The organism is Bradyrhizobium sp. NBAIM08 (assembly GCF_020193935.1).
In the GTDB taxonomy this organism is placed as follows: Bacteria; Pseudomonadota; Alphaproteobacteria; order Rhizobiales; family Xanthobacteraceae; genus Bradyrhizobium; species Bradyrhizobium yuanmingense.
In genome coordinates, this window is the sequence record NZ_JADYVR010000003.1 from 43,162 (window position 1) to 64,981 (window position 21,820).

26 protein-coding genes are annotated in these 21,820 nt (G+C 64.7%); 19 read left to right on the top strand and 7 right to left on the bottom strand.

The window, feature by feature from the left end:
* Position 1: 1 nt before the first annotated feature.
* From I6F37_RS11025 to I6F37_RS11055, 7 genes are all read left to right on the top strand, one after another.
* Entirely contained in the window at positions 2–1,660 is a 1,659-nt protein-coding gene (locus I6F37_RS11025) for a hydantoinase B/oxoprolinase family protein (RefSeq protein WP_035998474.1), read from the top strand.
* Between the two features lie 33 nt (positions 1,661–1,693).
* Positions 1,694–2,692 (top strand): TRAP transporter substrate-binding protein, encoded by a 999-nt coding sequence (locus tag I6F37_RS11030; RefSeq protein WP_035998477.1) that lies wholly within the window; start codon positions 1,694–1,696, stop codon positions 2,690–2,692.
* A gap of 9 nt (positions 2,693–2,701) precedes the next feature.
* Entirely contained in the window at positions 2,702–3,295 is a 594-nt protein-coding gene (locus tag I6F37_RS11035) for a TRAP transporter small permease subunit (RefSeq protein WP_035998480.1), read from the top strand.
* 31 nt (positions 3,296–3,326) lie between these two features.
* On the top strand, positions 3,327–4,631 hold the full coding sequence (locus I6F37_RS11040) for a TRAP transporter large permease (RefSeq protein ID WP_035998483.1): 1,305 nt from the start codon (positions 3,327–3,329) through the stop codon (positions 4,629–4,631).
* 324 nt (positions 4,632–4,955) lie between these two features.
* Entirely contained in the window at positions 4,956–6,674 is a 1,719-nt protein-coding gene (locus tag I6F37_RS11045) for a PQQ-binding-like beta-propeller repeat protein (RefSeq protein WP_035998486.1), read from the top strand.
* Positions 6,675–6,788: 114 nt separating this feature from the next.
* Positions 6,789–7,103, top strand: coding sequence for a cytochrome c (locus tag I6F37_RS11050; RefSeq protein WP_225112963.1), 315 nt, complete (start codon positions 6,789–6,791; stop codon positions 7,101–7,103).
* Positions 7,104–7,120: 17 nt separating this feature from the next.
* Positions 7,121–7,888 (top strand): ABC transporter substrate-binding protein, encoded by a 768-nt coding sequence (locus I6F37_RS11055; RefSeq protein WP_035998489.1) that lies wholly within the window; start codon positions 7,121–7,123, stop codon positions 7,886–7,888.
* A gap of 36 nt (positions 7,889–7,924) precedes the next feature.
* Here the strand turns inward: I6F37_RS11055 and I6F37_RS11060 are convergent, their stop codons facing one another.
* Positions 7,925–8,569: a glutathione binding-like protein gene (locus tag I6F37_RS11060; RefSeq protein WP_035998492.1), complete on the bottom strand. Its 645-nt coding sequence runs from the start codon at positions 8,567–8,569 to the stop codon at positions 7,925–7,927.
* Positions 8,570–8,675: 106 nt separating this feature from the next.
* Here I6F37_RS11060 and I6F37_RS11065 point away from each other — a divergent pair, with 106 nt between their 5' ends.
* On the top strand, positions 8,676–9,356 hold the full coding sequence (locus tag I6F37_RS11065; protein WP_035998494.1) for a TetR/AcrR family transcriptional regulator: 681 nt from the start codon (positions 8,676–8,678) through the stop codon (positions 9,354–9,356).
* A gap of 15 nt (positions 9,357–9,371) precedes the next feature.
* On the opposite strand, the gene I6F37_RS11070 is transcribed toward I6F37_RS11065, so the two are convergent.
* Positions 9,372–10,337 carry a glyoxylate/hydroxypyruvate reductase A gene (locus tag I6F37_RS11070; RefSeq protein WP_035998496.1) on the bottom strand — a complete coding sequence of 322 codons (966 nt, stop codon included), beginning with the start codon at positions 10,335–10,337 and terminating at the stop codon, positions 9,372–9,374.
* A gap of 140 nt (positions 10,338–10,477) precedes the next feature.
* Between I6F37_RS11070 and I6F37_RS11075 the strand changes: the two genes are divergently transcribed.
* The 4 genes from I6F37_RS11075 (at position 10,478) to I6F37_RS11090 (ending at position 13,231) form a co-directional block, all read left to right on the top strand.
* Positions 10,478–10,846 carry a YciI family protein gene (locus tag I6F37_RS11075; RefSeq protein WP_035998498.1) on the top strand — a complete coding sequence of 123 codons (369 nt, stop codon included), beginning with the start codon at positions 10,478–10,480 and terminating at the stop codon, positions 10,844–10,846.
* Positions 10,843–12,129, top strand: a complete 1,287-nt coding sequence (locus tag I6F37_RS11080) for an RNA polymerase sigma factor (protein ID WP_035998501.1) — start codon at positions 10,843–10,845, stop codon at positions 12,127–12,129. The genes I6F37_RS11075 and I6F37_RS11080 overlap by 4 nt, the downstream gene beginning before the upstream one ends.
* 118 nt (positions 12,130–12,247) lie before the next feature.
* Positions 12,248–12,787 carry a K(+)-transporting ATPase subunit F gene (gene kdpF / locus I6F37_RS11085; RefSeq protein ID WP_225126328.1) on the top strand — a complete coding sequence of 180 codons (540 nt, stop codon included), beginning with the start codon at positions 12,248–12,250 and terminating at the stop codon, positions 12,785–12,787.
* Positions 12,788–12,817: 30 nt separating this feature from the next.
* Positions 12,818–13,231 (top strand): VOC family protein, encoded by a 414-nt coding sequence (locus tag I6F37_RS11090; protein WP_035998505.1) that lies wholly within the window; start codon positions 12,818–12,820, stop codon positions 13,229–13,231.
* A 195-nt stretch (positions 13,232–13,426) separates the two neighbouring features.
* Here the strand turns inward: I6F37_RS11090 and I6F37_RS11095 are convergent, their stop codons facing one another.
* The 3 genes from I6F37_RS11095 to I6F37_RS11105 all read right to left on the bottom strand — a co-directional run bounded on the left by I6F37_RS11095 (position 13,427) and on the right by I6F37_RS11105 (position 15,513).
* Positions 13,427–13,777 (bottom strand): hypothetical protein, encoded by a 351-nt coding sequence (locus tag I6F37_RS11095; RefSeq protein ID WP_036041329.1) that lies wholly within the window; start codon positions 13,775–13,777, stop codon positions 13,427–13,429.
* Between the two features lie 395 nt (positions 13,778–14,172).
* Positions 14,173–14,610, bottom strand: a complete 438-nt coding sequence (locus I6F37_RS11100; protein WP_035998510.1) for a hypothetical protein — start codon at positions 14,608–14,610, stop codon at positions 14,173–14,175.
* A 114-nt stretch (positions 14,611–14,724) separates the two neighbouring features.
* Positions 14,725–15,513 (bottom strand): SDR family NAD(P)-dependent oxidoreductase, encoded by a 789-nt coding sequence (locus I6F37_RS11105; protein WP_036021843.1) that lies wholly within the window; start codon positions 15,511–15,513, stop codon positions 14,725–14,727.
* 264 nt (positions 15,514–15,777) lie between these two features.
* Here I6F37_RS11105 and I6F37_RS11110 point away from each other — a divergent pair, with 264 nt between their 5' ends.
* The 6 genes from I6F37_RS11110 to I6F37_RS45530 all read left to right on the top strand — a co-directional run bounded on the left by I6F37_RS11110 (position 15,778) and on the right by I6F37_RS45530 (position 18,805).
* Positions 15,778–16,182 carry a YciI family protein gene (locus I6F37_RS11110; RefSeq protein ID WP_035998515.1) on the top strand — a complete coding sequence of 135 codons (405 nt, stop codon included), beginning with the start codon at positions 15,778–15,780 and terminating at the stop codon, positions 16,180–16,182.
* A 48-nt stretch (positions 16,183–16,230) separates the two neighbouring features.
* Positions 16,231–16,596, top strand: coding sequence for a YciI family protein (locus I6F37_RS11115; protein ID WP_036021849.1), 366 nt, complete (start codon positions 16,231–16,233; stop codon positions 16,594–16,596).
* 212 nt (positions 16,597–16,808) lie between these two features.
* Positions 16,809–17,549, top strand: a complete 741-nt coding sequence (locus tag I6F37_RS11120) for a TetR/AcrR family transcriptional regulator (protein ID WP_225149241.1) — start codon at positions 16,809–16,811, stop codon at positions 17,547–17,549.
* Positions 17,550–17,670: 121 nt separating this feature from the next.
* The gene (locus I6F37_RS11125) at positions 17,671–18,162 is read left to right on the top strand and encodes a DUF2852 domain-containing protein (RefSeq protein ID WP_035998538.1); all 492 of its coding nucleotides are present in this window, start codon (positions 17,671–17,673) and stop codon (positions 18,160–18,162) included.
* A gap of 254 nt (positions 18,163–18,416) precedes the next feature.
* Positions 18,417–18,674: a hypothetical protein gene (locus I6F37_RS11130; RefSeq protein ID WP_035998541.1), complete on the top strand. Its 258-nt coding sequence runs from the start codon at positions 18,417–18,419 to the stop codon at positions 18,672–18,674.
* The gene (locus I6F37_RS45530; RefSeq protein ID WP_271542926.1) at positions 18,671–18,805 is read left to right on the top strand and encodes a hypothetical protein; all 135 of its coding nucleotides are present in this window, start codon (positions 18,671–18,673) and stop codon (positions 18,803–18,805) included. Before I6F37_RS11130 ends, I6F37_RS45530 begins: the two co-directional genes overlap by 4 nt.
* Before the next feature lie 33 nt (positions 18,806–18,838).
* On the opposite strand, the gene I6F37_RS11135 is transcribed toward I6F37_RS45530, so the two are convergent.
* Positions 18,839–20,002, bottom strand: coding sequence for a fatty acid desaturase (locus tag I6F37_RS11135; protein WP_074447699.1), 1,164 nt, complete (start codon positions 20,000–20,002; stop codon positions 18,839–18,841).
* A 255-nt stretch (positions 20,003–20,257) separates the two neighbouring features.
* Between I6F37_RS11135 and I6F37_RS11140 the strand changes: the two genes are divergently transcribed.
* A complete protein-coding gene (locus I6F37_RS11140) occupies positions 20,258–21,028 on the top strand; it encodes a DapH/DapD/GlmU-related protein (RefSeq protein ID WP_036021861.1) in 771 nt (256 codons plus the stop codon).
* Between the two features lie 7 nt (positions 21,029–21,035).
* Here I6F37_RS11140 and I6F37_RS11145 read toward each other — a convergent pair whose 3' ends face one another.
* The gene (locus I6F37_RS11145; RefSeq protein WP_035998550.1) at positions 21,036–21,554 is read right to left on the bottom strand and encodes a DUF2231 domain-containing protein; all 519 of its coding nucleotides are present in this window, start codon (positions 21,552–21,554) and stop codon (positions 21,036–21,038) included.
* Between the last annotated feature and the right edge of the window lie 266 nt (positions 21,555–21,820).

The following is a 21,820-nucleotide window of genomic DNA, read 5'->3' on the forward strand; positions in this document are numbered from 1 at the left end:
CATGAGCAAGGCAAATGGCGCGAGCCTGATCGACCTTCAGATCATGTGGCACCGGCTGATCGCCGTGGTCGAGGAGCAGGCGCAGGTGCTCTTGCGCACCGCCTTCAGCCCGATCGTGCGCGAATGCGGCGACCTCTCGGCCGGCGTGTTCGACCTCAGGGGGCGGATGCTGGCGCAGGCAGTGACCGGCACACCCGGCCACGTCAACTCGATGGCGGAATCGGTCAAGCACTTCATCGCTCACTTCCCGATCGAGACGATGAAGCAGGGCGATGCCTACATCACCAACGATCCCTGGATGGGGACCGGTCATCTCAACGATTTCGTCGTCACCACGCCCTGCTTCAAGGACGGCAAGGTCGTCGCACTGTTCTCCTGCACCAGCCATCTCATGGACATCGGCGGCATCGGCTTCGGGCCCGACGCCACCGACGTGTTCATGGAGGGGCTCTACATCCCCATGCTGAAGCTGATCGACCAGGGCGTCGTCAACGAGACGCTGATGGCGATGATCCGCACCAACACGCGGCTGCCGATCGACACCGAGGGCGATACCTATTCGCTCGCCGGCTGCAACGACGTCGGCTGCGAGCGCCTGGTCGAGATGATGAGTGAGTTCGGCATCGACACGCTCGACGAGCTCGGCGACTACATCTGCGACCGCTCGCGCGAGGCCGTGCTCGCGGAGATCGCAAAGCTGCCGAAGGGCAGCTGGCGCAACACCATGGTGGTCGATGGTTATGATGCGCCGGTGACGCTGGCGGCGACGCTGACCATCTCGGATACCGGCATCCACGTCGATTTCGACGGCACCTCCGCCGCGTCAAAATTCGGCATCAACGTGCCGCTGTCCTACACCACCGCCTACACCGTGTTCGGCCTCGGCTGCGTCGTCGCCTCGCAGATCCCGAACAATGCCGGCTCGCTCTCGCCGCTGACGGTGTCGGCGCCGGCTGGTGCCATCCTCAATGCGCCAAAGCCGGCGCCCGTGGCGTCGCGCCACGTCATCGGCCAGATGCTGCCGGACGTCGTGTTCGGCTGCCTGCGCCAGATCATTCCCGAGCGCGTGCCTGCGGAAGGCACCTCCTGCCTGTGGAATCTCAACGTGCGCGGCCAGACCCGCTCCGGCGCCGGCGGCAATTACGGGTTCTCGATGGCAGTCACCTCCAACGGCGGCACCGGTGCGCGCTTCGGCAAGGACGGGCTGTCGGCGACCGCTTACCCAAGCGGCGTGCGCGGCACGCCGGTCGAGATCGCGGAGACGCAGACGCCGCTGATCTTCTGGCGCAAGGAGCTGCGTCCGGATTCCGGCGGGGCAGGGCGCACCCGCGGCGGCCTCGGCCAGATCATCGAAGTCGGCAGCGGGGTCGATGCGCCGTTCGACATCCTCGCCGCGTTCGACCGCATCGACCACCCGCCGCGCGGGCGGGACGGCGGCCAGAACGGCGAGGCCGGCTATGTCGGTTTGAAGTCCGGCAAGAAGCTGCGCGGCAAGGGCTTTCAGCAGGTGCCGCCGGACGACCGGCTGGTCGTGCTGACGCCCGGCGGTGCCGGCATCGGCGATCCCAGGGAGCGCGATCGCGCGGCCGTCAACGACGACGTCGCAAGCGGTCTCGTGTCTTCGGAGAACGCAGTCAAGGTCTATGGGTACGCGCGTTGATGCATCAACACGCTCGGTAAACGGAGGGGAGCAATGATTACGCGACGGAACTTCACTGTGGGCGCAGCGACGCTGCTCGCCGCCGGCCACATCTCGACTCGCGCACGGGCGGCAACGAGCTGGGATATGTCGACGGTCTGGCCCGACGGCAATTTCCACACCCAGAACGCGATGTCCTTCGCGGAGGAAGTGAAGAAGCAAAGCAATGGTGCGGTCGCCATCACCGTGAAGGCCGGCGGCCAGCTCGGCTTCAAGGGGCCCGAGCACCTGCGGGCCGTGCGCGACGGCCTGGTGCCGCTCGCCGACGTCCTCAACATCCAGCAGGTCGGCGACGAGCCCTTCATGGGCGTCGAGAGCATCCCCTTCCTCTGCGGCTCCGTGGACGAGCTCAAGGTGCTGCACAAATATGTGCGGCCCGAATACGAGAAGATCGCCGCGCGTAACAATCAGAAGATCCTCTACATCGTGCCGTGGCCGACGCAATATCTGCATCTGAAGGCGAAGGTCGCCGACGTCGAGGGCCTCAAGAACATCAAGATCCGCGTGCCCGACAAGAACGCGGTCGAGATGCTCAATGCCATCGGTATGGCGGCGGTGATGATCCCCTGGGGCGAAACGATCCCCGCACTCGCCTCCGGCGCGGTGGCCGGGGTCTCCACCTCGTCGGTGTCCGGCGTCGACGGCAAGTTCTGGGAGTTCCTGAAATACGTCTACCCGACCAACCATGTCTGGTCGTCGCAGATGCTCACCGTCAATCTCGATGCCTGGAAGGCGCTCGGCGCCGATCAACAGAAGCTGGTCGCTGACATCGCGGCGAAGATGGAGCCCGGCTTCTGGGCCAATTCGCTCAAGGCCGATGTCGACAGCCTCAACCGCCTTAAGGAAGGCGGCATGGAGGTGGTGCCGGTCTCGGACGCCATGATGAAGGACATCCGGGCCAAGACCGCGCCGCAGTTGGATGCCTTCCTCAAGCGCGTGCCGGCGGCCGACCAGCCGGTGCGGGCCTATCTCGCCGAAATTAAGCGCGGCTGAGGACGAGGCGTGGTGAGCCTTTCGCCTGAAGCATCGCAAAGCCTCAACGCGGCGGCGCCTGCGCCGCTGCGCATCGTCCTCGACGGCATCGATCGCCTCGGCCGGCTCGACGGCTGGATCGGCGGCTTCTGTCTCCTGATGCTGACGCTGTTGATGCTGTGCGAGGTCGCAACCCGCTTCCTCTCGAACTTCCTGCCGTTCTTCCCGCCGACCATCTCGATCGCGTGGGAATATTCCTCCTATCTGATGGCGGCGGCCTTCACTTTCGGTGCCGCCATGACGCTGCGCGTCGGCGGCCACATCCGCGTCGTGCTGCTCCTGAAGAACGCACCCGTGCCGGTGCAGCGCGCGCTCGAGATCCTCTCGGCGGCGGCCGGCTTCGCCTTCATGGCGTTCCTGACCATGGCCATGGCGAAATTCGCCTGGAGCGCCTTCGTGCGCGGCCAGGTCTCGACCTCGAGCGACACGCCGCTGTGGTTTCCGCAAGCGATCGTCACCTTCGGCATGTTGCTGCTGACGCTGCAGTTCCTCGCGCGTGCGATCCAGGCCGCGCTCGGCCTGCCGCTGGAGGACCATCGCATGAAGGCCTCGCCCGTCGAATGACCGCCTTGCCCGCATCCGGATCCAAGATCGCATGACCATCGAAGTCGTCGCCCTGTTCGCGATCCTGTTTGTGCTGCTAGCTTGCGGCGTCTGGATCGGCCTCACGCTTGCGCTGACCGCGACGCTGCTGCTCGCGATGTTCCGTTCGGTCCCGCTCGACAAGCTGCTGCCGCAATACGCCTGGAACATCCTGACCACGCAGGAGCTGCTGGCGCTGCCGTTGTTCATCCTGATGGGCGAGTTGCTATTCCGCACCCGTCTGTCACGCTCCCTGTTTCAGGGATTGGCGCCCTGGGCCGGGCTGCTGCCCGGGCGCCTGCTGCATGTGAACGTGATCGGCTGCACCATCTTCGCGGCGATCTCGGGCTCGTCGGCCGCGACGACGCAGGTGATCGGCCGCATGTCGCTCAGCGAGCTCACGCGCCGAGGTTATTCCCGTGACATCGCGATCGGCTCGCTCGCCGGCGCCGGCACGCTGGGCTTCCTGATCCCGCCCTCCAACATCATGATCATCTACGGCGTGCTCGGCGACGTCTCGATCCTGAAGCTGTTCACCGCCGGCGTGCTGCCGGGCTTCCTGCTGGCCGCGACGTTCATGGCCTGGGTGATGCTGCACACCACCCTCAAACCCGCGATGGTGCCCGAGACCGAAGCCAAGCTCTCGCAGGTGCCGTGGAGCGAGCGCTTTACAGCACTGAAGGATCTCGCGCCGGCGCTGTTTCTGATCGCATGCGTGCTCGGCTCGATGTATGGCGGGCTCGCAACGCCCTCGGAAGCTGCCGCGGTCGGCGTGCTCGGCGCGGCCCTGGTTGCCTGGGCGCAAGGCGCAATGTCGCAGCAGGTGATCCGCGACGTCTTGATCGGCTCGGTCGTCACTTGCTCGATGATCGCGCTGATCGTGCTGGGGGCTTCGATCCTCGGCAATGCCGCGGCCTTCCTCGGCATCCCGCAGGCGGTGGCCGCGTTCGTCAAGGGCCTCGGCCTGTCGCCGTTCATGCTGATCGTGGCGCTGATCGTCTTCTATCTCGTGCTCGGCTGTTTCCTCGACGGCTTCTCGATGATCGTGATGACGCTGCCGATCGTGCTGCCGATCGTGAAGGGTGCCGGCTTCGACGAGGTCTGGTTCGGCGTCTTCCTTGTGCTCGCCGTGGAGATGGCGCAGATCACGCCGCCCGTCGGCTTCAACCTGTTCGTGATCCAGGGGCTGACCGACGACGGTCTCGGCTATATCGCCCGCGTCACGATGCCGTACCTCATGATCATGATCGGATTCGTGCTGCTGCTGACGCTGTGGCCGGGCATCGTCACGATTCTGCCGAAGGTGCTTTACGGATAAGACGACTTGTTCCGGGATCGGCGGAGCGAAAGCAAAAACGGTCAGCGTCGTTGCCGTTTCAAGTCGCGCTGCATCGAATTGACTTCGGCGCGCATTCCATATTTGCACGCCCTGTGATCCGTCGTACAGTGTAACGGCAAGCAGAAGTACAACAGCAACCACTCCAGTGAACGTGGCTCCTCGGCGCGATGCGCCGAGAGAGGGGACGTCTGTTGACGATTCGGTCCGATGGAGGACGATCGACGCACACTGAACTGCAAATACCCCTCGCAAGCCGCATTCACGAGACGCAATCAACAAACACAAGAGCGGGAGGAAGTGCAAATGAGGAAACAGTGGCTCAGCTCGGCCTTGGCTGTCGTTGTCGTTGCGACACTTGCAGCGACGGCGGCATTGGCTCAGTCCGTGGATACGGCCCGGATCGAGGCCGCCGGCCAGAACGATTGGCTCACCTATCACGGTTCGTACAAATCCCATCACTACAGCCCGCTTACACAGATCAATACGAGCAATGTCGGCAATCTGGGCGTGGCATGGATGCACATTCCCGGGCGATCGACGCGCGGCCTGCAGTCGATGCCGCTCGTCGCCGACGGCGTGCTGTACTATTCGGGCTCTTACAGCCGGGTCTTCGCGCTGAACGGCGCCAGCGGCGAGGTGATCTGGTCGTTCTTTCCGGAGCTGGATGAAGCGCTGATCAGCCGCCAGACCCACTCGCCCTATAACCGCGGCGTCGCTCTCGGCGAAGGCAAGGTCTTCGTCGGCACCATGGACGGTCGTGTCTTCGGGCTGGACGCCAAGACCGGAAAGGTTCTCTGGGAGACCAGGCTGATCGACTCGCAGAAGCTGACGGTCGGCTTCACCGGCGCGCCGCTCTACGCCAAGGGCAGCGTGATCATCGGCGCGCAAGGCGGCGAATGGCCGGGCCGCGGCCCGATCTTCGCGCTCGATGCCGCAACCGGAAAGAAGAAGTGGGAGTTCCTCACGGTCGCAGGCACCGAAGAGGCGATGAAGACCTGGGGCAACGAGTCCTGGCGCACCGGCGGTGGTGGCGGCTGGATGCCGGGCACCTACGATTCCGAGACCAACACTGTCCTGTGGGGCACTGCGAATCCGGCGCCGCTCTACGATTGGTCGGGTCCGGACTACAAGACCCAGGGGGCGCGTCCCGGCGATAACCTCTATACGAGCTCGGTGATCGGGCTCGACATCGATACCGGCAAGCTGAAATTCTACCATCAGGAACTGCCGCACGATGCCTGGGACTTCGACAGCTCGGTCGGCGAATTCGTGATGCTCGAGCGTGATGGCCAGAAATACGTGGTCCATCCGAACAAGGGCGGCTTTGTCTTCGTCTACGACCGCAATCTCAAAGTGAAGAACGTCTGGCGGCTGGTCGAGAACATCAACTTCGTCAAGGACATCGATCCCAAGACCGGCGCCCTGATCGGCCGTCGCGATTTCCCGGTCGGCAAGGTCACCGAACCGCCGCTGTGTCCGTTCATCGGCGGCGGCATCAGCTGGAACGCCGGCTCCTACAGCCCCAAGACCGGTCTCTATTACAAGATCGGACAGGAATGGTGCATGACGCTGGATATCCAGAAGACGACGCCGGTCACCACGCCGCAGGTCCAGCTCAACATCGGTGCCGATTTCAAGATGGTGCCTCCTCCGGGTGGCGAGATCTACGGACATCTCGACGCGCGCGATCCCATCACGGGCGCGAAGAAATGGGAGGTTCGCTATCCCGAGCCTCCGCTCGGAAGCGTGCTGTCGACCGCAGGCAACCTCGTCTTCGTGCCTGATTCGCGTGGCGTGCTGCACGCCTATGATGCCGAAACTGGCGCCGAGCTATGGAGGCACAACAACGGCACCGGCCATCAGGGCGGGATCGTCAGCTACTCCGTCGGCGGCAAGCAATATATCGCGGTGACGGCGGGCTTCGGCGGGATGCTGGCGGACGAATATGCGCCGAACTTCGGCGGCGTCTACAAGAGCATGCCGCGTGACGACGGCGCCCTGGTCGTCTTCAGCCTGAAATAGTCTGCCGCAGATGTTCTGATCATGGAGCGGGCGCAAGCCCGCTCCTCGATCGATGTCGCGGCCGCGTGGCTCAGGAATGGAGCGTAGCTGTTGAGACTGTCTTGCAAGACGATTTTGGCGGGGCTGGGCGCCTCGTTGCTGTGGGCTGCGATGGCCCAGGCCCAATCCGCCACACCCGCGCCGGAGAACGCGGCGTTCGAGGTCGAGCAGGTGTTTGCGGGGACTTGCGGCTTCTGTCACTCCGACGGTGGCCGGGCCGCTGGGAAGGGGCCGCAACTGATGAATTCGCCGCGCGACGACGACTATATCCGCAGTCGCATCAAGCTCGGCAAGCAAGGAGCGATGCCGGCCTTTGACGGCGCCTTCACCGACGCCCAGATCGACCAGATGGTCAAGTACATCCGCGCCCTGAAACCGCGCGACGGCTGACTAGCATAGAGTGTGGAATGAAGACATTTGCCCCGGTCATCGTCGCTGCCGCCATCGTCCTGTCGGGGCAGGCGGCGGCGCGCCCCCTGGAGGCGATCCGCTCCAGCGGCGTGATCGGGCTCTGCGCACATCCCAATTCGCTTCCCTTCGCGCACAAGACCGGCGATCCGCCCGGCTTCCAGGTCGAACTCGGTCGGGTGCTGGCACGCGAGCTCGGTGTCTCGCTGCGGCTCGACTGGATCATCACGCAGTACCAGATGCGCAGCGCCGGCTGCGACATTCTCCTGGACGTCATCGCCGATCGCGAAGCGCAAGGCGAAACCCGTCTGAGAATCTCCAAACCGTATTATCGCACAGGCGTCGCGCTCGCCGTGCCGTCATCCAGCACGCTCACGTCCTTCGCCAGCCTCAACGAATCGACCAAGGTGGGCGTGCAGGTTGGATCGATCGCAGCCATGATCATCGGTCAGCGGCGCGTGCCGATATCGACCTTCGGCTTCGAGAGCGACAGCCTGGAGGCCGTGTCGAACCGCGAGATCGACGCCGCCGCGGTCACGCCCACCGCCGCCAGCTATTTCAATCTGACCCATCCGGACAAACCGCTCCGGATCCTCGATCGCGACGAGAGCACGGCCGATCTGAACTGGAATGTCGGCGTCGGCATGGTCCGCCCGGACGATGCGTTGCGCGAAGCCATCGACGCAGCCGTGGAGCGGCTGCGCAGCGACGGCACGATCGACCGGATCTACCGCCGCTACGGCATCGCGCTGCAGGCGCCGAGATAGCGCGCTGCCGCGCGATTACGGAGCTCGCGTGCGGCTTCAGGCCGCCGCCTTCTTCCGCGCGAGCTCGGCCTTGTACAGCTCGAACTCCTCCGCGATCGCCTTGGCAATCGAAGGTCGCTGACGCAGCCGTTCGTGATACGCCTTCAGGTTCGGCCATTTCGCAAGCTCGATCGGCGGCGTCGCCATGGTCCAGTTGATGACCGTGACGAGATAGGCATCGGCCACGCTGAAATGGTCGAGCAGGAACTCGCGTCCTTTCAGGTAATTGTCGAGATAGTCGAGCCGCGACAGGTTCTTTTCCAGGGCATAGGCCTTGGCTTCCTGCGGCGCCTTGCGGTCGAGCATGGGGATGAAGAGGCCCTTGTGCAGCTCGGTGCCGATGAAGCAGAGCCATTGATGCAGCCGGGTGCGCTCGATGCCGGCGCTCGCGCCGAGGCCGGCTTGCGGGAAACGGTCCGCGACATATTGCAGGATCGCAGCGTTCTCCGTCAGCACCATGCCTTCATCGGTGCGCAGCGTCGGCACGAGGCCGATCGGATTCACGGTGCGGAAGTCGGAGCCGTCGCTCAAGACCTTCTTGGTCGGCGGATCGACTTCGAGGTAGTTCGCCTCGGCGCCGGCTTCATACAGCGCGACGCGTGTCGCCATCGAGCAGGCAAGCGGCGAGAAATAGAGATCCATCTGTAGCCTCCTTGGGCAATTCCTCTTTGGGTGTCGCTCAACCTGGCCAGATTGATTTTTGTACCATCTTGCATAATATGGGTGAGGTCAAGGAATAACTTGCGGAATGGTACAAAAATCGAAGCCGCCAGCTGCTGCCAATCAGCCCGAGCGTCGCGGCGAGTCCGAGCGTCGCGGTGGGCCTAAGCGCCGCGGCCGTCCGCGCGCCTACGAGCCCGATATCGCGCTCGGCAAGGCGCTCGATCTGTTCCGCAAGCAGGGTTTCGCGGCCACCTCGCTCGACGATCTCAGCGCAGCCACCGGCATGAACCGGCCGAGCCTCTACGGCGCCTTCGGCGACAAGCGCGAGCTCTACATCAAGAGCTATCAGCGCTACCGCGACGAGGCGGGCGCGGCGATGGTCGCGATCTTCCGCGAGGAGATGCCGCTGCGCCAGCGGCTGGAGCGCATCTACGCAGCCGCGCTGGACATCTATCTGTCCGGCGACACCGGACCGCGCGGTTGCTTCACGGTCGTGACCGCGGCCTCCGAGGCGGTCGGCGATCCCGAGATCCGCGCCATGGTGCTGGACGGCCTCACCGGGCTCGACAAGGCCTTTGCCAGTTGCTTCCGCCGCGCCAAGGAGAAAGGCGAGCTGCCGGAGAGCGCCGATCCGTTCGCGCTGGCACAGATCGCATCGGCCACCATCCACACCATCGCCATCCGCTCCCGCGCCCGCGTGCCGCGCAAGGAGCTGGAGGCGATCGTCAAGAGCGCGATCGACGTGATGATCGGCGCCAAAGGATAAGCTGGAAGCGAAGCTTCAATATCCCCGCTTTCGGTCCACCACGTTCTCCAGCGCGCCGCCCGCCTCAAACCGGGCGATCTGCTCGGCGACATAGGCCGAGATCGCATCCGCGTCGGTGTCGGCGGCATTGTGCGGCGTCAACACCACCTTGGGGTGGGTCCAGAACCGGCTGTCCTTCGGCTGCGGCTCCTGCACGAAGACGTCGAGCGAGGCGGCGCCGAGCGTGCCGTCGTCGAGGCAGGCGAGAATATCGGCCTCGTTCTGCAGGCCGCCGCGGCCTGCATTGATCAGCACCGGCGCGCCGAGCGGGCTGATGCGATTGAGCTTGGCGAAGACCTCGCGGTTGAGAATGCCGTGCGTGTCTGATGTCAGCGGCAGCAGGCAGACCAGGATATCGGTCTTGCGCAGGAACGCGTCCATTCCGGCGGCGCCATGGAAGCATTCGACGCCCTCGATCGTGCGCGGGCTGCGGCTCCAGCCGGCGACGCGGAAGCCGAGCCGCCGCAGCACGTCGGCCGCATCGGCGCCTAGCGTGCCCAATCCCATGACGCCGACCGTGACCGCGCTGGCCGGCCACTGATATCTGGGCTCCCAGCGCTTCTCGCGCTGCGATTGCCGCAGGTAAAGCTCCTGGCGGTGATGCATCAGAACGTGCAGCATGACATATTCGGTCATGCGATTGGTGAGATCGGGCACGGCGACGCGCACCAGCGGCACCTCGGGCAGGCTCTTGTCCGCCATTAGCGCGTCAACGCCGGCGCCAAGGTTGAAGATCGCCCGCAGATTGGGGAACGCACCGAGATCGCCGGGCACCGGCTTCCACACCGCCGCATAATGCACCTCCGCCGGATCGAGCCCGGCGTCCGGCAGCAGCACCACGCGGCGTCCCCCGCAGACCGCGTCGAAGCGGGCCTTCCAGCGCTCCGGCAGCCAGTTCTGCTGCGTGCTGTTGATCAGGACGGCCAGTGTGCCCATGGTCATTCGAAGTGCCTCTTCAGGTTCCGCGCAAGAAGGTCCTCCTTGGCACGATCTGCCGGATTTTTCTTGCAAATTTTTTCCGCAGCGCTGTCGGGGCGGGGCATATTGGCGCGTCTTCAGAACAGACGAGGGAAGTGCTGCCCATGCTTTACGCCATTCTTTGCTATCACGATGAGGATTTCGTCGGCTCCTGGAGCAAGGAACAGGACGAGGCCGTGATGAAGAAGCTCACCGTGGTGCAGGAGAAGCTCACCAGGCAGGGTCGACTCGGGCCGGTGGCGCGGCTGTTGCCGACGACCGCGGCGGCGACGCTGCGCAAGGAGGATCCGCCGCTGGTGCTCGACGGCCCCTATGCCGAGACCAAGGAGCAGCTGCTCGGCTTCTACATCGTCGACTGCAAGAATCTCGACGACGCGCTCGACGTCGCACGCGAGCTGGGTGCCGCCAATCCCGGCGGCGCCTATGAGGTGCGTCCCGTCGGCGTATTCCGGCCCGGAGGAAACCTGACGTGAGCGAGGCCGATACCGCCTGGATCGAGACTGCGCTGACTTCGGCGCGACCCCAGGCGGTCGGCGCGCTGTTGCGCTATTTCCGCGATCTCGACACCGCCGAGGAGGCGTTTCAGAACGCCTGCCTGCGCGCGCTCAAGACCTGGCCGCAGAATGGGCCGCCGCGCGATCCCGCGGCCTGGCTGATCATGGTCGGCCGCAACGTCGCGATCGACGAAGTGCGACGCGCGCGCAGGCAGCAGCCGCTGCCTGAGGACGACCAGGCGATCTCCGATCTCGACGACGCCGAAGGCGAGCTGGCCGAGCGGCTCGACGGCTCGCATTATCGCGACGACATCTTGCGGCTGATGTTCATCTGCTGCCATCCAGGACTGCCGGCGACGCAGCAGATCGCGCTGGCGCTGCGCATCGTCTCGGGCCTCACGGTGAAGCAGATCGCCCGCGCGTTCCTGGTCTCGGAAGCGGCGATGGAGCAGCGCATCACGCGCGCCAAGGCAAAGGTGGCCGAGGCCGGGACGCCGTTCGAGGCGCCGGGCGCGGTCGAGCGCTCTGAACGGCTCGCCGGCGTCGCGGCGATGATCTACCTGATCTTCAATGAAGGCTATTCGGCGAGCGGTGACACCGCGGAGATCAGGAAGCCGCTGTGCGAGGAGGCGATCCGGCTGGCGCGGCTGCTGCTGCGGCTGTTTCCGAGCGAGCCGGAGATCATGGGCCTGACCGCGCTGATCCTGTTGCAGCACGCGCGCAGCGCGGCGCGCTTTGCCGCGGACGGGTCACTGATCCTGCTGGATGATCAGGATCGTTCCTTGTGGAACGGCACCATGATCGCGGAGGGCCTCGCGCTGATCGACAAGGCGATGCGCCACCGCCGCAGCGGGCCCTACCAGATCCAGGCCGCGATCGCCGCCCTGCATGCGCGCGCGGCGACGCCGGAGGAGACCGACTGGACGGAGATCGACCTGCTCTACGGCGCGCTCGAAGTGGTGCAGCCCTCGCCGGTGGTGACGCTCAACCGGGCGGTCGCGGTCTCCAAGGTGCGCGGGCCGCAGGCCGCGCTCGAGCTGATCGAGCCGCTGGCGCCGAAGCTCGCCAATTATTTCCATTTCTACGGCGTGCGCGGCGCCTTCCTGATGCAGCTCGGCCGCAACGACGAAGCCCGAATCGCCTTCGACCGCGCCATCGCGCTCGCCAACACCTCGGCCGAAGCCGCCCACATCCGCATGCATCTCGATCGCCTGATCCGGGACAGCCAGCCGAAGGCAAAGGAAAGCGCCAAGGCGAAGTAGGCCCGTCTGTTTCCACGCCAGGACGTGGGGTGCGCAGTGCGCCAAAGAATTTCTGTCCCATTGTCGGGCCGGGGCCTCCCCCGTTCGTCCTAGGCTCCGTATCCACGGAGAGCCATCCATGCTGAAAGCCATTGCCGTCATCGCCATCGTTCTCGCCGCCGGCCTTGCCGCGGTCCTCGTCTTCGCCCTGACGAAACCCGACACGTTCCGTGTGGAACGCTCGCTCGCCGTCAAGGCACCGGCCGCTGTGATCTATCCGCTGGTTGCCGATTTCCATCGCTGGACCGCCTGGTCGCCGTATGAGACCCGCGATCCCGCCATGAAGCGGACGTTCGGCGGAACCGCGGCAGGGAAGGGTGCGACCTATGCCTGGGAAGGCAACAACAAGGTCGGCGCCGGCCATATGGAGATCCTGGAGGCGAACGGCCCCTCCAAGCTCCGCATCAAGCTTGATTTCGAGCGGCCGTTCGAAGGCCACAACACCGCCGAGTTCACCTTTGTGCCGCAAGGCGATGCCACACTCGTCACATGGGTAATGTACGGTCCGGCCCCGTTCCTGTCCAAGCTGATGCAGGTGTTCTTCAACATGGACAGCATGATCGGCAAGGATTTCGAGACCGGCCTCGCCGGCCTGAAGAAGCTCACCGAGAAGCAATAAGCCTCACTGCAAACGAAGAGGAGAGAAACGATGCTCAATCCCTATCTGTTCTACCAGGACAATTGCGAAGCAGCGTTCAACTATTACGCCAAGGTTCTCGGCGGCAAGATCGACGCGATGATGCGCGCATCGGATGCGCCGCCGGAGGTGCCGGCTACGCCCGGGCGCGAGAAGATGATCATGCATGCGCGGATGTCACTGCCGGACGGCACGGTATTGATGGCCTCCGACTCGCCGGCCGAGCATTTCCAGAAGCCGCAGGGCTTTGCAATCTCGCTTACGGTCAAGGACCCCGCGGATGGTGAGCGCAAGTTCAACGCGCTTGCCGACGGCGGCAGCGTCACCATGCCCTTCAGCAAGACGTTCTGGGCCAAGGGCTTCGGCATGTGTGTCGACAAGTTCGGCATTCCCTGGATGGTGAATTGCCCGGCCGAGGGCATGTGATAGGAGCATGATCCGGAAAAGTGTGAAGCGGTTTTCCGAAAAGATCATGCTCAAACAACAACCTAAAGCGCGATGACGATTTATCCTATCATCGCGCTTTGGGCGCGACCGTCACGTTGCGATCCCCTCTCTCCAATGCTGCGGGAGAGGGGACGTACGTTTCGTTACGTCAGGCGCCGATCAGCCGTTGTCCTTTCACCGGATTGATCCGGTGACGTCCTCGGGCGGCGGCGACGATTCCACGCAGCGAGGACAGATCACGAGCTTGGCGCCCAGCTTCCTGTCGTTCTCCGCCTGTATCTCGTCCTGGACCGCCCACCACGCCTCGGAATAGGGGCGCAATGTGCCGAGCACTTTTTCGCGCTCCTGATTGGGATCACTTGCAGCCGGCGCGCCGGTCGTGACGCGCCGCTTGGCCACATGCGGACGGTTCGGATCCTTGCCGAGGCCGTCCCATGCAATGGCGCGGCGTTCCTGCGCTGGCGCCTCTGCGCATCCGATCAGCGCTGTGCAAAAAGTGAGCACGATCAAGCCGTGTCGAATCATGCCGGGCTTTTGCCTCCACAATCGGCGCGCAGAATCTGCGTGAGACACGCGCATCGTCGGTTCAATGGAACTCAAGGCAAAACAAACTTGCCAGCATGGCCGAATATGAGTCGTGCTTTCGCATCACTTTGCGGACGCAGTGAGGCCGCTTCGTGAAGCGAGCTGCATCGCACAACAATTGGCGCAAGATTGGGCTGTGCTCTGCACGTCAGAATCGTTATTGGTGAGTCATAAAAGCTACAAACTGGGATGGACATCACTTGCAAGGGGAGCGACCGATGGCGGCGGCGCTACAGATCAACTTTGCTCTTTGGGGAATGCTCATTTGCGCCAGCGCGAAGCTGGCGCCAGTGATCCAGACGCTGTTTTGAAAGCGGTGGCGGCTGCCGGCTGTATCAGCGGCAACGCGGATAGATCGCGGCGAGATCGCGCCCCTTCAACAGCAGCAACCGCGAGGTCAGACCGCCACGTCGGCTGATCCAGTCGCGCACCGGACCGGGATAGGCGGCAAGCACCGCGACCGATGCTTCCGGCTCGGCATAGAAGCGGCCGCGCCGGTCAACCGAGCGTGCGGCATGGAAGCCGAGCACGGCGCGCTTGGTGACGCAGATGCGCTCGCCCGGCACGATGCTCAGCACCAGCGTGCAGGCGGACAGGCAGGGGCCGTCGATCACCACGCGCTCGCCACTGTCGCGGACCTTTTCGAACAGATCGAGGAACGGCCCGACCTGTCCGCCCGGGGACTGGATGATGCGGATCTCGGCCGCCGCAGGCGCGGCGGCGAGCAGCGCGGATGCAAGCATCAGAGCTTTGAGGAAGGTGATGCGTTGCATGAACTCTCCACCAACTCGCTTTCGTAGGGTGGGCAAAGCGTAGCGTGCCCACCATCCGCACCGCAAATTTGGGATCGGCGCGTTGCGCCTTTGCCCACCCTACAAATCCTGCGCCTACCCGTTGCGCCTTTGCCCGCGCAGCGTCGGCAGGCCGATGCCCGCCGCATCGAAGCCGCCGTCCACGGCCAAAATTTGGCCGGTGATGTAGCTCGCGCGGCCCGAGCACAGGAAATAGATCGCTTCCGCGAGTTCCTCTTCCAGGCCGTAGCGGTTGAGCGGAATGGCGTCGTGATAGTCGGCGCGGATCTCCTTGGTGTGCACCTGCTTCGCCATCGCGGTGTCGACCGGCCCCGGTGCGACCGCGTTGACGCGGATGTTGAGGGAGGCGAGCTCGACCGCGAGCTGCTTGGTAAGGTGTGCAAGGCCTGCTTTGCTGGTGCCGTAGGCCGAGCGCAGCGTCGAAGCGCGCACGGCTGAGATCGAGGTGATGTTGACGATGGCGCCGCCACCACCGTCGCGCATTAGGGGCACCGCCGCCTTGGTGCAGAGGAACGGTCCGGTGAGGTTGACCTCGAGCACGCGGCGCCAGTCGGCATCCGACGTCTCCATCAGCGGCGCGAACACCGCGATGCCGGCATTGTTGACCAGCGCGTCCAGCCGGCCGAACCGCCGCTCGATCGTCGTCATTGCGGTGCTGACTGCGGCCGCGTCGGCGACATCGCAGGTCAGCGCCAGCGTCGCCTCACTCTGGCCGATGTCCGCGACCGCGCGGCCGAGCAGTTCGTGTTCGATGTCGAGCAGGGCCACGCGCCAGCCCTCGGCCAGGAATTTCTTCGCGGTCGCAAGCCCGATGCCGCGGGCGGCACCGGTGACGAGGGCGACTTTTTGCGGGGCTTGCGGCATTGGCTGATCTGTCCTGTGTCCGGGAGCAGCGCGCGAAGCGCCGGTTCCTTTTACTGCGCTTTCGTTCCGGCATGAAAGGCCTCGCCGAGCCGATCGAGCCCGATGCGGCCCAGAATGCGCCAGCCGCGGCTGCGCTGCGGCCTCGAAATAATTTCTGTCCCGCTGTCGGCCCGGCAGAAGGCCGTTCGTCTTGGAGGGGACGCGGGCCCGGCCGTTTCCGCCCGCAGGACATATCGGAATGACTGAGAGCAGCAAGGAACTCCCATGCGATTCATGATGCTGATGATCCCGCTCGGCTACGAGAACGCGCCGCCGGAGCTGCAGCTCGATCCCGAGCGCGTCGCCGCGATGATGCGCTACAACGAGGCGCTGAAGGACGCAGGCGTGCTGATCACGCTCGATGGGCTGCACCCGCCGTCGACCGGGGCACGCGTCTCGTTTGCGACCGGCCAGCCCATCGTCACCGACGGGCCCTTCGCGGAAGCCAAGGAAGTCCTGGGCGGCTATTGGATGATCGAGGTCGCCTCGCGCGCCGAGGCGATCGCCTGGGCCAAGAAATGTCCCGCTTCAGCCAACGAGATCATCGAGGTCCGCCAGGTGCAGGAGATGGCCGATTACTCGCCCGAAGTGCAAGAGATCGTCGCCGGGTTTGGCGACCTGAAGACGTAGACGAGACGGCGGCTGCGCGATTCCCAATCAACCCTGAGGAGAAAACCCATGAGCACCGAACACAAATTTCTCGCCGTCTATCTCGGCAGCACGAGCGGATCGAAAATGGCGGCGTGGCGCGCGCTGCCCGAGGCCGAGCGGAAGGCGAAGGAGCAGGAGGGCATGGCCGCTTGGCACGGCTGGGTCGAGAAGCACAAATCCGTGATCGTCGAGATGGGGGGCCCGCTCGGCAAGACCCGCAGGATCGACGGGAGCGGAATCACCGAGGTCAGCAACGCGCTGACCGGTTTCACGGTGGTGCGTGCCGCCTCGCAGGAGGACGCTGCAAAGCTGTTCGAGAACCATCCGCATTTTGCGATCTTCCCGGGCGAGGCAATCGAGGTCATGCCCGTGCTGCCGATTCCGGAGATGTAGCCCTGAACGAATAGGTATCCGGGCGGCCAAGTGGGCCGTCATTCCGGGGCGGTCCGCAGGACCGAACCCGGAATCTCGACATTCTCAGGTGCGCAAGCGCGCACCATAGTTCGGCTCTATGAGCCGCCCGGAATGACTGCGGAGAATACGGGTTAATCACGAGCGATTCCCGCTAGTGACCTTGAAGCCCGGCTCATGTAAAGCTCGTTCACATGAGCTGGCGCAAGGAGCAGCGCCGCGCCGAGCGCGGCTATCACCACGGCAATCTAAAGGAAGCCCTGTTGCAGGCGGCCCTCGGGCTGATCGCCGAGAAGGGGGCGGCCGGCTTCACCTTCGCCGATGCCGCGCGCATGGCCGGAGTCAGTGCGGCGGCGCCCTACCGGCATTTCCGCGACCGTGACGAGCTGCTGTCCTCTATCGCCCAGCGCGGTTTCGAGCAGTTCGAGGCGCGCCTGTCGGCGGCCTGGGACGACGGGCGGCCCGACACCGTCACCGCCTTCGAGCGCGTCGGCAAGGCCTATCTCGCCTTTGCCCGCGCGGAGCCGGCCTTCTACAACGCGATGTTCGAATCGGGCGTGCCGGTCGATGCCAATCCCGCACTTCAGGCGGCCAGCGAACGCGCCTTCAACATCATTCGAGCCGCAGCCGAGCGGCTCGCCGCACTGACGCCGCCCGGCACACCCCGCCCGCCGGCGATGATGATGGCGCTGCACATCTGGTCGATGTCGCATGGCGTGGCCTCGCTGTTTTCCCGCGGCGATGCTGCGCGACGCAAGCTGCCGATGTCGCCGGACGAGCTGCTGGAGGCCGAGGTGCTGATCTATCTGCGCGGCCTCGGTTTCCCGATCGACCGCCGTCCTCCGGCCAGGGGCGCCGAGCCGCCGCCGGTGCCGCCGGAGGCTCCCTCCGGTTCGAGCCTGCCGCCCGGCAGCCCCTGGGGCAAGCCGAAATAAGATTGCGATAATAATCACGCGGCCGTGTCTTGCTGCCAGCTTGACAAAATCGCGGGATGGTCTAGCTATGTAAATGTTATTTACATTCACAACGGCGCTGGTGCCGTGATGGAGAAGGGAAATGGCCTACACCGCTGATGTCAATCGCTGGCGCGGCCCGTCGGACCAACAGCAATATTACGAGCGCCCCCGCATGCTGGACACGCCCTGGCATCCCGGCTGGATCGCCGTGACCATTCTCGGCTTCATCATCTGGTGGCCGATCGGACTTGCCCTCCTCTTTTTCACACTCGGGAGCAGAAGAATGTCGTGCTGGAGCAATCAGGATCGCTGGCAGAACAAGATGGAAAAGATGCAGTACAAGATGGATCGCATGCGCGACCGCATGGAGCGCCGCGGCTTCGGCTTTGGCTTCGGCCCGCCGTCCTCCGGCAACCGCGCCTTCGACGAGTATCGCAGTGAGACACTGCGCCGGCTCGAGGAAGAGCAGGTCGAGTTCAAGAACTTCCTCGACCGCCTGCGTCACGCCAAGGACAAGGAAGAGTTCGATCAGTTCATGGCGCAGCACAAGACGCGTCCGACCCCGCCGCCGACCGACCAGCAGCAGGGCTGATCCGAAGAATTACACCTCTCAAAGCCTTCAGGCGCATGCCCCCAAAGTCCTGATGGCCCCGAGCCGCCCGCCTGCGCAACCCGCAGGCGGGCGGTTTGGTTTATGTCACACTTCGATGGTCGTCCTGGCGATGCGAAGCGCCTGCGAGGGCTTTGCGAGGCCCATCACGCAGATGTGCAGGATCGATAGAACCCGGACCGCGCTAGCACCGACCAAGCCTTGACTGCGCCTCCGCGGCGCCGACGGGCACGATCATGACCAACATTGAACGCAAACAAATCAGCCAGCGCCTCGCATTGTTCGAGCGCGCGGCCGTGTTGTTCGAGCGCTTCGGCCCTGTGGTGCCGGTGGCGATTGCGTTCCTCAATGGGTGGCCCACGGAAGTTCAGCTCTACCCGGAATGGCAGCTCGGCGAGTCCTGGCGGTTGTTTCTCAGCGCCAATCTATATTGGGGCGCATCGTACGCACTCAGCCGCGCTGTGTCGTTCGCGCAGGGAAGTATCGTCCCATGATCCTGCTCCGCGATTTCGCGCTTTTCGTCCTGCCGGTGCTGATCGCCGCAGGCGGCTGGCTCTATGCGCTCAGCCTCCGCAAGCAAGCTGACCCCGGCCGCGCCCGCGATGGACGCGCCCCGGCAGCATGACCGCTGCCGGCCGGTGTCGCATGGCGTGAAGCTTCAGCGCGCCGTGGCGAGCTGCGCGCGAACCGAGGCCAGGAAGTATTCGTAGGCGTGGTCGACGATCTCGTTGAGCGATCGCGTGCGCGCGAACATCGCCTTGGCTTCCGCGAGAAACTCCTCGCGTGTCGGGATCTTCGGCAGATGCAGATGCGTCAGCGCGTCGACACCTTCATGCGCGCGATTGAGGATGTCGTGCAGCGTCGGCAGCTGCAACTGGGCGAGATCGGCCCGGCGGCGTGCCGACGAGATCGCATGCGCCAGGGTTTGCGCATCGAACCGTCCGGCGAGCTCGCGGGCCGCCCGCTGGATGACCCGCGCGCCGAGCGGCTGCTCGTTGCGCAGCACCTGTTCGGGCGGCGCCTTCATGTTCCAGACGACGCCGATCCACGACAGCAGCGTCAGGATGTAATAGGTCACGTCGACCTCCCACCAGCGAAAGCCCTGTCGCACGCTGCTCTGATAGGCGTGGTGATTGTTGTGCCAGCCCTCACCCAGCGTGACCAATGCCAGCAGCCAGTTGTTACGGGAATCATCGCCGGTCACGTAGCGCTTGCGCCCGTGCACATGGGCAAGCGAATTGATGCAGAAGGTCGCGTGATAGACCAGCACCGTGCTCCAGAGGAAGCCGACCACCAGACCCGACCATCCTGCGACCAGGAAGCAGAGCCCTGCCAGCACGAAGGCCGGCAGCAGCTCCAGCCGATGCAGCCACATCAGCTCGGGATAGGCGGCGAGATCGCCGACCTTCACGAGGTCGGTTGCGTCGTGCTGCCGGTAAAAGATCCAGCCGAGATGGCTATAGAGGAAGCCGCGGTGACGCGGTGAATGCACGTCGTTTTCAGTGTCGGAATGCAGGTGATGGTGGCGATGCTTGGCCGCCCACCACAACACGCTCTTCTGGGCGCTGCTTTGCGCAAGGCAGGCCAGGATGAACTGAAACACCCGGCTGGTCGCAAACGCCCGATGCGAGAAATAGCGATGGTAGCCGGCTCCGATCGCGAACATCCGCAAGCAATAGAGTGAGACGCAGATCGCGACCGCCTGCCAGGTGACGCCCGACCAGATTGCCGCAAGGCAGCCGAGATGGACCAGCAGGAACGGCAGGGCGGATGGATACATGATGTCGTCGTGCTGGTCGTCGGCGGGGGCGTTGAGCGGCATATTTGAGCGTGACCTCGGATGACGTGGATTCGGAACTGGCCGGCAGCTTGACGTCCGGCGGGTACCAAAACCCGCGGATGCCACCGCGGGCTTCGGCCGAAGGCTGGCCGCAGCTCTCTGGCAAGCAAGCCCGTAGTCTTACGGGGAGCATGGCGCACAGGTGGCCGCGCGTGTTGCCGACGCCAATTGGCGCGCAGGCGGCCTGCGTCCTATATTCGACAGCGAGAAGCAAGCGTCAAAACACCGCAGGCGGCAATGCGGACGGAGACTGCGATCGTGGCGAGCGACATCCTCTGGCAGGAGATACGCGGCGAGGCGCGGCGCACCGCAGCGGCGGATCCCGTCTTCGGCAAGGCTGTCGCCGATGCCATCCTTGCCCATGACGATTTTACCGCTGCCTTGGCCGATCTGATCGGGCGTCGGCTGGGCGGCAGCGCCGCCGATCGCGAGCGCTTCACGACGTTTTCCCGCGATGCCTTTCGCGGCCAACCGGATCTGGTCGAAGCGGCCGGCCGCGATCTGCGCGCCATCGTGCTCCGTGATCCCGCCATCGCCGGATTGTTGCCGCCGCTGCTGCACTTCAAGGGCTATGTCGCGCTGCAGTCCTGGCGCGTCTCGCACTGGCTATGGCGTCATGACCATCGTGATGCGGCGCTGCTGTTGCAGAACGAGGCTTCGAACGTCCTGCAGGTCAGCATTCATCCGGCCGCGAGCCTCGGCTCGTCGGTTTATCTCGACCATGCCACCGGCATCGTGATCGGTGCCAATGTCGTCATCGGCGACGAGGTGACCATCCTTCAGAATGTCAGCATCGGACGCCATGGCGACCTGCCGATGCGCTCGCCTCGCATCGGTCGCGGCGTGTTCATCGGCTCCGGCGCGACCATCCTCGGCGACATCGAGATCGGCGACTTCGCCAAGATCGGCGCCGGGACTGTCGTGACCGGTGACGTGCCTGGCGGCTGCACCGCAATCGGCAATCCCGCGCGGCTCACCAATTGCCTTGCGGCCGCTTCGTCCGCTTGACTGTCGCTCAGGCGGCGCGGCGGTGGCTTTCGCCGCCATGATGCGGGTTGACCGGCTCCGAGCTGGTCTGGCCCGGCGCATCCAGCACCGCGACGTGGTGGCGATAGACCATTTCCCAGCCCTTCCATCCCGTGAACAGGAGGATGCCGACCACGACCAGGGACAGCACGACGCCCCAGGGCTTGATCGCCGCCTCCGCGCCTTGGGCGTAGCGGAGATAGAAATTGACCAGGGCCAGCACCACCGCCGCGAGATTGCCGACCATGTGGTACCAGGCATCGTTCAGGCGGCGGATGCGTGGCTCGCTGAAGAAGTCGGTGAAGCCGGCTGCGGCGGCAACCAGCGCCATGACGATGCCGGCGCCGATCAGCCACATCGCGGCGCGTGCCCAAAAACCGTCGCCGGTTCCGATGAAGGCCAGATCGGCGATGGGAGCGCCGACCAGGAACGCGACGGGGAACGGAATCAGCATGGGGTGGAGCGGGTGATCGCCGATCGCGGCGGTCGTCTTGGGGTTGATGGACATGGCAGGACTCGCTGAGAGTGATTTTCCGGACAATTTTCGGCACGAGAGCAGGTTCCTCCGGCCGGTGCGTCTGGAACACGGGATCCGGGGTCCATCTCCCTGCAGGGACTGTCTTTCCTGCAGCCAAATGCGCCGCCGGTAACCCCGCATTAACCATCGGCGGGCTCTGGTATGTGCGGACAGGCGTGCCCGGAGCCCGACGTCAAGGCCTGGGGTCGAGGCCCCTTAGTTTTGACATCTTGGCGGGGAATGCAGGCGGCCGGCTT